The organism is Candidatus Magnetobacterium casense (assembly GCF_019173545.1).
GTDB lineage: Bacteria > Nitrospirota > Thermodesulfovibrionia > Thermodesulfovibrionales > Magnetobacteriaceae > Magnetobacterium > Magnetobacterium cryptolimnobacter.
This window is the reverse complement of sequence record NZ_JABXWD010000109.1, coordinates 1-9,833: the sequence shown is the minus strand read 5'-3', so window position 1 is coordinate 9,833 and position 9,833 is coordinate 1. Positions and strand designations below refer to the sequence as shown.

9 protein-coding genes are annotated in these 9,833 nt (G+C 51.2%); 5 read left to right on the top strand and 4 right to left on the bottom strand.

The annotated features are described in order from the left end of the window. Positions 1-188, top strand: a 188-nt coding sequence (locus HWQ67_RS07620; protein WP_218252087.1) for a hypothetical protein, incomplete at its 5' end; no start/stop codon positions are given. A gap of 114 nt (positions 189-302) precedes the next feature. On the opposite strand, the gene rnr is transcribed toward HWQ67_RS07620, so the two are convergent. Continuing rightward, entirely contained in the window at positions 303-2,393 is a 2,091-nt protein-coding gene (gene rnr / locus HWQ67_RS07615) for a ribonuclease R (RefSeq protein WP_218252086.1), read from the bottom strand. Between the two features lie 247 nt (positions 2,394-2,640). Between rnr and HWQ67_RS07610 the strand changes: the two genes are divergently transcribed. The 4 genes from HWQ67_RS07610 (at position 2,641) to HWQ67_RS07600 (ending at position 4,540) form a co-directional block, all read left to right on the top strand. After that, positions 2,641-3,075 (top strand): hypothetical protein, encoded by a 435-nt coding sequence (locus HWQ67_RS07610; RefSeq protein WP_218252085.1) that lies wholly within the window; start codon positions 2,641-2,643, stop codon positions 3,073-3,075. A gap of 25 nt (positions 3,076-3,100) precedes the next feature. After that, complete coding sequence (locus tag HWQ67_RS19880; protein WP_255317167.1) at positions 3,101-3,226, top strand: hypothetical protein; 126 nt, start codon at positions 3,101-3,103, stop codon at positions 3,224-3,226. Then, a complete protein-coding gene (locus HWQ67_RS07605) occupies positions 3,223-3,618 on the top strand; it encodes a response regulator (RefSeq protein WP_218252084.1) in 396 nt (131 codons plus the stop codon). The genes HWQ67_RS19880 and HWQ67_RS07605 overlap by 4 nt, the downstream gene beginning before the upstream one ends. Positions 3,619-3,775: 157 nt before the next feature. Continuing rightward, positions 3,776-4,540, top strand: coding sequence for a response regulator (locus HWQ67_RS07600; RefSeq protein WP_218252083.1), 765 nt, complete (start codon positions 3,776-3,778; stop codon positions 4,538-4,540). Positions 4,541-5,145: 605 nt separating this feature from the next. Here HWQ67_RS07600 and HWQ67_RS07595 read toward each other — a convergent pair. The 3 genes from HWQ67_RS07595 to HWQ67_RS07585 all read right to left on the bottom strand — a co-directional run. After that, positions 5,146-8,217: an FG-GAP-like repeat-containing protein gene (locus tag HWQ67_RS07595; protein ID WP_218252082.1), complete on the bottom strand. Its 3,072-nt coding sequence runs from the start codon at positions 8,215-8,217 to the stop codon at positions 5,146-5,148. A gap of 186 nt (positions 8,218-8,403) precedes the next feature. After that, complete coding sequence (locus HWQ67_RS07590; protein ID WP_218252081.1) at positions 8,404-9,615, bottom strand: MFS transporter; 1,212 nt, start codon at positions 9,613-9,615, stop codon at positions 8,404-8,406. 12 nt (positions 9,616-9,627) lie between these two features. Continuing rightward, positions 9,628-9,833 (bottom strand): hypothetical protein (locus HWQ67_RS07585; RefSeq protein WP_218252080.1); only part of this gene is annotated, 206 nt, incomplete at its 5' end.

Genomic DNA, 9,833 nt, shown 5'->3' with positions numbered 1-9,833 from the left:
GGGCAGTGCTCACGTATCAGTGCGGAGTTTTAATCGGAACTTCGAGGGTCGTTCCGGTACCAAGGATGCCAATGTGTACCTGGGCAGGCAAGTACTCATTTACATGTGCGGCGAACCTCAACGAGCGTGAGGCAAAGGTCATCCTCCAGGGAGGTCTCTTGCCATACACCCGCAGTGTCACAGGATAGGTGGCGGTAAAGGGGACTGGTCCCCTTGCAGGGGGTTCTGAAGGGGGCCAGGAGCGTCCTGGAGCGACAAGAAGCGGAGCCGCCCCTTTTCTCTGTCTTTCTTCTGTTCTTCCGTTACATGGCGAAAAAGACTTCACGTTCTTGCATGTCTACGCCGCTGATCCGCACGGATAGCTTGTCGCCGATGAAGAAGCGCTTCTTTGTCCGGATGCCCTTTATCGACAGATCAGCCTCGTCATAGACGTAACTATCGCCAACCATCGCCGAGATGTCCAGGAAGCCGTCAACAAAGTAATCCTTGAGCCTCACCTTCAATCCACCGGCATTGATGCCTACGATGCTGCCCTCAAGGGTTTTGCCCACCATCCCCTTCATCAGCCACGCACGAAGGGCCTTTAGCGTTTCGCGCTCAACGTCATCGGCAATCCGCTCCCTGGCCGACGAATGAAACGCTATGTCGCCAAGGGCGGCCTCAAATGCCTTCAGCTTTTTGTCAGAGAGGCGTTTGTTGGCCAGGACGTCCCGCAAGACCCTGTGCACCACAAGGTCGGGATACCGCCGGATGGGCGACGTAAAGTGCGTGTAACACTCCGATGCCAACCCAAAGTGTCCCACGTTCGTCACCGAATACCGCGCCTGCTTGAGACTCCTCAGTACGAGGTAGTTTATAAGCTCCTCATATGGCCCGCCACGAGCTTTGTCGATCAACCGTGGCATGTCACGCGGACTCAACCGCTGCCTGCCCACATTGATCAGATGCCGGGCTACCTTGATGATATCAATCATCTTTCGCTGGTCAGGCTCCTCGTGTATCCTGTAGAGTGACGGGACACCGGCATCGGCTATACGCTTGGCCACGGCCTCGTTTGCCGCTATCATAAACTCCTCAATGAGCATATGGGCGGGATTGCGTCTGACACTCACGATCCCCTCAAGGTTGCCCAAGATGTCAATGATGACCTCCGGTTCGGGCAGGTCGAAGTCCAGACTTCCGCGCTTCATCCTGCGCTGCCGCAGGGCCGCACAGAGTCCCTCCATAAGCTCAAAGTCACCCAGGAGATAGCTATAACGCTGCCTGAGCGCCTTATCGCCATCGTTGAGCATCCGTGAGACGTCCGTGTATGTCATCCGCTCGTTGCTGTTGATGACGGAGGTGTAACATGAAACGCCTGTGCGCTGCCCCTCGTCGGTAAAAGCCATCTCAACCGTAAATGCCAACCTGTCCCTGTTGGGTCTGAGACTGCACAACTCCTCAGACAGCCGCTTGGGCAACATCGGGATCACCCTGTCGGGGAGATACACGCTTGTGCCGCGCTGCCTGGCCTCCACGTCTATGTTGGACTCCCAGGGGACAAAGTGCGACACGTCGGCAATGTGGACGTAGAGCCTGTAACCCTCAGGGGTCTTGACAATCGATATGGCGTCGTCAAAGTCCTTTGCCTTTTCGCCGTCGATGGTCACCGTGTTGAGGGCTCGCAGGTCGTGCCTCTGTGCAATGATATCCGGCGTGATGTGATGAGGCAGTTGCCTGGCCTCCTCCGAAACCGTCGTAGAAAACCTCTTGGGCAAGCCAAACTCTTCCACGATAGAGTCTATTTCGGAAACGGGTGCGTCGGCTACCTCAAGCACCTTCAATATCTTTCCCACGGCAGGGGCATCGTCGGAGTCGTACTGCTTGATCTCGACAATGACCGTATCCCCCTCCTTGGCCTTGTCCTTCTTGAGCTTCGGGATGTCTATCGTAAATGGGATGGAGCGCTTCTTGGGCTGTACGTAATACCTTCCGTTGGTGCATATCAGCCTGCCAACAACGTTTGCATGGGCACGTTGCAATATCTTGACGATCCGGCCATCTCTCCTGACCGGATTCTCAATCACGGCAATCACCCTGTCGGCATCCATTGCTCCCATTGTCTTTCGCTGCGGGATGAAGACGTCACGCTCTCCGGGTGTTTCCAGTACCACAAAGCCATAGCCCTCCCTGTTGGCCTCGAAGTATCCCGTGGCAATGGCGCTCTCGTGTTTCTTGTCATACAGTCCGCCGGGGGTAATGGCTATGTCACCATCTCTGACCATCTGCCGGAGCATCTTTTTTAGCGAATTGGACTCCTTCTTTGTAGTGCAAAACTCCTTGGACATGACCCTGAAGGACACCGGCTTTTTTCTGGATTTGATGTATGCACTGAGGGATTCTCGGCTGATCATATGGGCCTAGTAGGCCACCTTGCCAAGAGCTTCATAGCGTTTCCCATTGTTACTTTATATAAAGGCAATCTTCAAAAGGGATATAGTCAACCATATATTATATTAATCAATTTCGCATCGTTTTTACAAGTAGCAGGATTATTATGAGAGGCGGGTTGCTTTTAAAAAATATCCTTGCTGGTGTATAATAAATATCGTGTACTTTGTAAGTACGATTATAAAAAAATCTTAATGTGGAGGGCAATGTATGGCAGCAAGGGTAAGTGAACTGTTTGATGAGCTGGTACGAATTGCCGGCAGTTTTGTCGAGCGTCAGAAGGGAGCATGGGATCACTCGGCCTGGTTGGATTTCTTATCCGGTGTGCAAAAAAAGGGAGTGGATGTGTCTGAGGACGTACAGCGTTATATTGGCTCTATGCTTGAAGCCATGAAAAAGCTCTACAACGCCTCCGCTACCACGGAAAACGTTAGAAACACACTGTTAGAGATATCCGAACATACGGTGGAGTTCATTAAAAAGACAAAGGGAGTCTGGGAACAAAAAGACGCCGAAATATTCCTCAAAGAGCTGCAGAGAAGAGGCATCGAGTTATCTGAGGAAACAAAATCTTACCTTGGCGGCGTACTGGAGTCTGTTAAGAGGGTCTATGACTTTTCCGTTAAGATTACCGAAAAGAAGTAGCAAGCTATATTGACGATATTGCATTGTGACAACCATGGTACATCTCGATAACCGAAACGTGGCCGCCATCGATCTGAAAAGCAGCAACTACGGAGCACTAATATCAGCGATGGTGGCTGTAGACTTGAAAAAACTCTCGATGGTACAATGACAGAGGCAACCACAATGGGTAAAAAGAGGGTGCTGGTCATTGATGACGAGGAAATAGTACGGATAAGCTGCAAGCGCGTCCTTGAGACCGAAGGCTATGATGTGGTACTGGCATCATCGGGACTAATGGCGCTGGCCTCTATAGAGAACGGACACTATGACCTCGTGATCACCGACCTGATGATGCCTGAGATGGACGGTTTTGAGCTGATCAGTGTCTTACGGGAGAAGTGGCCACACCTTAAGGTCGTTGTCATGACGGGCTATGGGACGGATGATACCAGGCTTAAGTCTGTGGAGTTAGGTGCGGCCATTTTCCTGAAAAAACCTTTTTTGCCGGAACAACTGCTTGCCGTTGCCGATTCAAGCGTTAGCACATTATTTTATGACTAAAAGAGACAACCGCCCGCAAAGTACGGCAACTATCAAAAGACAAGCACAAAAAGACAAGCACAAAAAGACAAGCACAAAAAGACAAGCACAAAAAGACAAACCCAAAAAGACAAACATTGACAAGTGATAAACATATACAAGCCATGGAGGTAAGATAATGGGAAAAGGTTCTATCCTGATACTTGATGACGACTCCGTCATAACGATGAGCTGCAAGCGCATCCTTGGTGCCGAGGGATTTGACATAGTCACGGCCAACAAGGGGGAAGAGGCGCTTAATCAACTCGGCAGAGACCAGTACGACCTCCTGATCTCGGACATAAGGTTGCCCGATATAAACGGCATAGGCGTCCTCAAAGAAGCAAAGATCATCAACCCAAAGACCGATGTTGTAATGATAACCGGCTATCCAACCATTGAGGATGCCCGGGCGTGTATCAGGCTCGGTGCGTTTGAGTACGTTGAAAAGCCCTTTACCCCGGACTTTATGATCAATATCGCCAACAAGATATTTGACCAAAAGGGTTGGGTGTTGCGCCAGTCCTACATCAACGAGTTCAGGGAATACATAGTGCCGTTACGTGGCACGGAAAACCCTCACATCTATTACAAGGAAGGCGTGTGGGCAAGACCCCTGGGGGATAACCTCTGGGAAATGGGCTGCGACCTGCGTGACCAGGTCTCATGCGGTGAACTCATGTACGTGGACTTCATCAGGAACCTCGATTACGTAAAGGGAGGCGACCCCTTTGCCAGACTCCTTGCCAGTTCCGGCAGGGTCGTGGAACTGTTGTCACCAATGAGCGCTGAAATCAAGGAGTTAAACGTCAAGGCCAACGACGTCCTGTCATCGTTGGTAACCGACCACCTGGCCGATGGCTGGTTGCTGTGGCTGGCAAGGGTGTTTCCGGCCGAGCGGTAACCACACATAAATAAGTTCAATAATAAGTTCAATCGCAGGTAGTCCTTCAGGGCTTATAAGTTCCCTTGTAGTGGCTTTTGACCGATAAGGCTTCAGTGTCTGCTGTCACTTCCGGTTGTGCAGGGCTACCTCGTGTGGTTGTCGTTGTCCAAATAGGGCAGGGCAGGTATTTTGCTGTGACAATATAAATTTTTTCTCTTGACTTTCTTTATAAACTAAGTATAAAATTATTCTAAAATGTAGATAAGAGGCAATAAACTACGAGTAAGGCGCTGTTTGGGGATAGCGTAACGAACATTTTAATTGCATTTTAAATTCACGATAAATTACAGTAATTTCGCGATAAATCAAGAGGAGGTTTCTTGTGTTGATTAGTAAGGTATTATCTCTTGTCAGTTTTATTGCACGTAGATGTATGAGTCCGTTTATACTGATGGCTGCACCCAGGAGGACTGCGCGTATAAGTAAGGGAGCATAAACATGTATAACATCACCAGCCTTATGGGGTCAAGGGGTCAGCGAGGGGCGAGCCGCCCCTTTCTTTCTTTAATTGGGTGAATTACGTTATAGCTACTTATGCTCTTCTGCTTATGTGTTTCCTGGCTCTACCTGACCTCCCACTGACTGCCGAGGCCACGTGCGGCATAACCGGCAGCGGTTGTCTTTGTGCCATCCATCAGCCAAACGGCAACATCGCCCGTGGTGGTTTCCTGCCAGAGGACGTCGGCCTTGCCATCGCCGCTGTAGTCGGCAACCACACGGAGTTTCCAGTTACCGCCAACCCCGCGTGCTACATAACCCCCTCCGCTGATGCTCAGGCCATCCATCAGCCACATGGCAACATCGCCCGTGGTGGTGTCTTGCCAGAGAACGTCGGCCTTGCCATTGCCGTCAAAATCCTCCGCCGTATTTATCTGCCAGTTGCCCGGAATTCCCTTCGCAATATAGTTGCCACCGGATATCCCCACTCCGGACATCAACCACCCTGCAACATCTCCGCTTGTGGTCTGTTGCCAGACTATGTCGCTCTTGCCGTCTCCGTCCAGATCGGCTACGGCCTTGATCGCCCAATCCGAACTCATCCCCCGGACAATGTGGCCACCACCGGCTATCGTTGTGCCATCCATGAGCCAGAGATATATGTCGCCGCTGCTCGTGTTTCTCCAGAGAACGTCGAGCTTTTTGTCGCCATTAAAGTCCCCCGATGACACAAGCTCCCATTGAACCGGCATTGCCCTCAGAACGTATCCCCCGGTCTTAATCGACCCTCCTTCCATGAGCCAGATTGCAACATCACCCGTGACGGTATCCTGCCAGAGAACGTCACTTTTGCCATCAGCATTAAAGTCGCCAACTGCCCTGATGATCCATCCGGCGGCAATCCCACTGGCAACAATACCTCCGCCGATTATCTCCGTGCCACGCATCAGCCATATGGCCGTGTCTCCGGTTGCCTTGTTGCGCCACAACACGTCAGCCTTGCCATCGCCGTCAAAATCGTACCGCGGTGTTGTTGCGGATACGGTACACTGACAATCGATCAGTATCTTTGACTCAAAAGGCTTGAGAGTTATGTTGCCCTTGAGCAACCCCTGGTCTATATCGAAGTACCCCTTGCCTGCAAGGTCTATGGTCTTGGCCTCCCTGGTGGGGTTGTAGTGTATCACGGATAATGCCTTGTCTGTTGCGGCCAACGTAAACCAGTTCTCCCTGGAATTTGCATCCTGACCGCTATATGCCCTCCAATCCTGGAGATTCATATATTTCGCTGACGAATATACCTCCTCTGAAAATATGCTTTTCGGCAGGAAGGGATGAAAATAGTAGTTTCTGTCTGAAGCCGTTATGACGTTCTTATCAGACACTACCAGGGTCCTGGCTCCTCCCCTCAGCCCGTACAATATATTATCCTTGAATTCCTTTATGTTTGTTCCTCCCTCATAATAGAAACCCGCCTGCCCCCTGGTATCCATCGAACCCGAGGAGTTATCATACATCGTGTTGTTGTTCACAAGTCCCGTTGATGAGGCTCCATACAATATGCCATCTACCGAGGAATTGATGATCGTATTGCCGGTTACCTCTACGTCTTTGGCATAATTATAGATATAGATGCCCATACCAAAAAGGGGTCTGTAGCCTGTTATTACGCCATCCGTATTTCCAATGGTGTCAACAACGATGTTGTTGCGTATGGTCACATCGTGAGCCGGCGTAGACGACAGACTGTTTCTGCCATAGACATGTATCCCGCCACAGTCGCCCTTTGAAAAACACGCCTCCTTGACATAGTTGTTTTCAATCAGTTCGTTTGAGCCAAACTCCATGATACCCGAATATCCTGACCGTAATACCCGATTATACCTGATGGTATTGCTGTGGCTTGAGTAGGCGACGTTATCGACCCTGAACCTCATGCCATTGCCACATTCGGAACAAGCCCCTTCGCCGCCGTCGTAGCCGCAACCGATTCCAGACCTGCCGGCGTTTTCAACCAGCCCGATGTCTCTGATTTCGTTATCTTCAAAGACGGTGCCATAGGCATAGCTGGTTATCCCGTAATGATTGGCACCATCTATGACATTACCCGTGATGGTCTGGTTGTGTCCGCCCCTCCAGCCGCTTGCGCCATTTGAGGCGTTCCATACCCATGTGGAGAGATTCAGGCCAATTGAATCAACGTCCTTGATGAGGTTATTCCGGATGACGATGCGGTTGTTGTCATCCGTTTCAAGGTTTTGTGGTGTCGTGATTCCGTTGGCAAACCAGTTCTTTATCACCAGGTTTTCTATGACCACATCCGTGATATGAGTCTTCAGGTGAAGTCCCAGGATTATTGCACCCATAAACTTAGCGTCACCCTCAACAACAACAGAGCCTTCCATCGCTGCGTCGGCAGGGCTGCCGGTGGCAGAGTAGAGATATACCTTGTTGGATGCGCTGTCATAATACCATTCGCCGTCCTGGTCCAGTGTCGCCATGTGGTTATTGATAAAGTACCCCCACCCTGTACATCCATACCAGCACTCCGTGTCAACGGCCAGAGACAACGTAGTCCCCGACGAACCGGTTACTTCACGATTGATTATATACCACCGCATCCCCTTAATGTGGACAACCGCATTTGTCCAATCCGCATTGGGAAGCTCGTTATCGACAATCGTCTTTAAATTGGGGGCGCCATCGATGGTGGAATAGCCGTTGTCGGCCTCGCCTGTGTTTGGCCAGCGACCCAGTCTCAGACGCTTGCCATTTTTGAAGAGCTGGTTGATCCCCCTTGTAAACATTCCGGTGTTATTGCCTTTGGTCAGGTCGGCGACATAGATATTGCCGCTATAAGGCTCCCATCCGCTGATTGGTCTGGAGCCTGAGAGAATTGGCTTATCCTCGCACCCCTGCGGATATGAGGAGTACGTAATGGGGTTTGTCTCCGTGCCGGACTTTGTCACGATCAGGGTCTCAACGCGCCAAGTATCACCGCACTTGAACAGCACCTGATCCCCGGCAGTCAGGTTGAGCGAGTTCACCTTCGTTACGGACATAAACGGGGTGGTTTGTGTCCGTCCGTCATTTGAATCCACCCCCGTGGAACTTGAAACGTAATACGTCTGTGCCCACAGCGGCAGAGTCAGAACTATGGTTAGGACAATCGTAAAAACAATAACTTTTGTTCTCATGGTCTGATGTTCCTCCTTGTTTTATTTTTGTACTCTTTAACTTTGCGGTAACGCCATATTCAGATTATACCATATCCGGATAAATATCAGGACAATCGCATTTGTATTTATTTTGACAATGTCATATTCCACAGCAAAATTCTTGTAAAAAGCCACATTGCGAACTCACTGAGAATTGCTGACGGGTTAGACCAGGGAATTCTGTTTTTTCACCGTGAGGATGAAAGCAAGTCCGGCGACAAAGAGCAGGGTGATGGAGATGATGGCAGGTCGTTGGCTTTTGAAGTGTGCCGACAGGGCGCCAAAGAGCAGGGGGCCTAAGATGGCCGAAGTCTTGCCGATCATGGCGTAGAGGCCAAAGAACTCGGCCTGTCTGCCGTGGGGAATAAAACCGGCAAAGTACGTCCTCGAGGCAGCCTGTATGGTGCCAAGTCCCAGACCGGCTGCGGCACACAGCAGAAAGAACGCCGTCTGTGTCGTGATAAAGTATGCGCTGATGGTTATACAGCTCCAGTGCAGCAGGGATATAACGATGACCTTTTTGCCACCCCACTTGTCAATGGGGTTGGCCATGACCACGGCGCCAACTATGGCCGTAACCTGGACTATCAAAAACAGATAGATGAGTTGAGCGGTGGGTACTTTTATGGTGGTGGCGGCGTAGATGCTTGAAAATGCAATAACCGTGTTTGTGCCGTCTGCGTAGAAGAAGTAGGCAAGCATGAACTTTTTCAGTTGACTCATCTGCCACAGCTGTCTGAAGTTGTCGGCAAGCGTTCCGAGATGTCCGGAGATGGAGCCGGCCACAGTGGCGGTCTTTTTGTCGGCGGGCAGATAGATAAATGCCGGTAGCGAAAAGACCAGGAAAAACACAGCCGTTGCAAGCCACAGCGTCCCCAACGCCTGGGCATTGACAAGCGGCCAGGCTATACCCAGTGACATCAGCGACCCCAGGTATCCAAGGGCAAACCCCCATGCCGATACACGTCCCTGGTAGTGCGTCTCTGCGATGTCGCTGAGGTAGGCGTTGTAAAAGACCATGGCGGTTTCGTATCCGATATTGGCTATGATCACCAGGACAACGCCATAGAGTACCATCCCCGGTTTGACCACGTACAGGGCCGCAATGGCCGTCACGGATACCAGCGTAGATATGGCCAGAAAGCGCTTTCTGACTCCGCCGTAGTCTGCAAAAGCACCGATAACAGGCGCCATCATAGCCACAATGGCCATGCTCAACGAAATCACCCGTCCCCACCACAGGTCCCCCTCGCCACCGGCATTGCCAACCACCTTGTCCACGAAATAGACCGGATAGACGACGGTCATTATAATGGCCCGATAACTGGCACTTGCCAGGTCGTAGAGACACCAGCTCAGTATCTCTGCACGCTTCACGTTACCGGTCGCCTATCCACAATCAAGACACGACAACATGGACACCACGGTCACCCTCACCTGCCCAACCACGTTCATCCCGGATAATTGCGCATGTACGTCTTCGTCGTCGGAGGGCACAAAGAGGGCGATGGTCACTGCGTCCCTGCCAAGGCCGGCTGCGTATCCGGCGGCCTGTTCCCTGTCGGCGGCCAGGGCGGAGACGTTCGTGAGGCTCT

What these genes read in the sequence shown, in the direction of transcription:
- rnr (WP_218252086.1), bottom strand. Translation starts at nt 2,393, where the DNA reads ATGATCAGCCGAGAATCCCTCAGTGCATACATCAAATCCAGAAAAAAG.
- HWQ67_RS07595 (WP_218252082.1), bottom strand. Translation starts at nt 8,217, where the DNA reads ATGAGAACAAAAGTTATTGTTTTTACGATTGTCCTAACCATAGTTCTG.
- HWQ67_RS07600 (WP_218252083.1), top strand. Translation starts at nt 3,776, where the DNA reads ATGGGAAAAGGTTCTATCCTGATACTTGATGACGACTCCGTCATAACG.
- HWQ67_RS07610 (WP_218252085.1), top strand. Translation starts at nt 2,641, where the DNA reads ATGGCAGCAAGGGTAAGTGAACTGTTTGATGAGCTGGTACGAATTGCC.
- HWQ67_RS07605 (WP_218252084.1), top strand. Translation starts at nt 3,223, where the DNA reads ATGACAGAGGCAACCACAATGGGTAAAAAGAGGGTGCTGGTCATTGAT.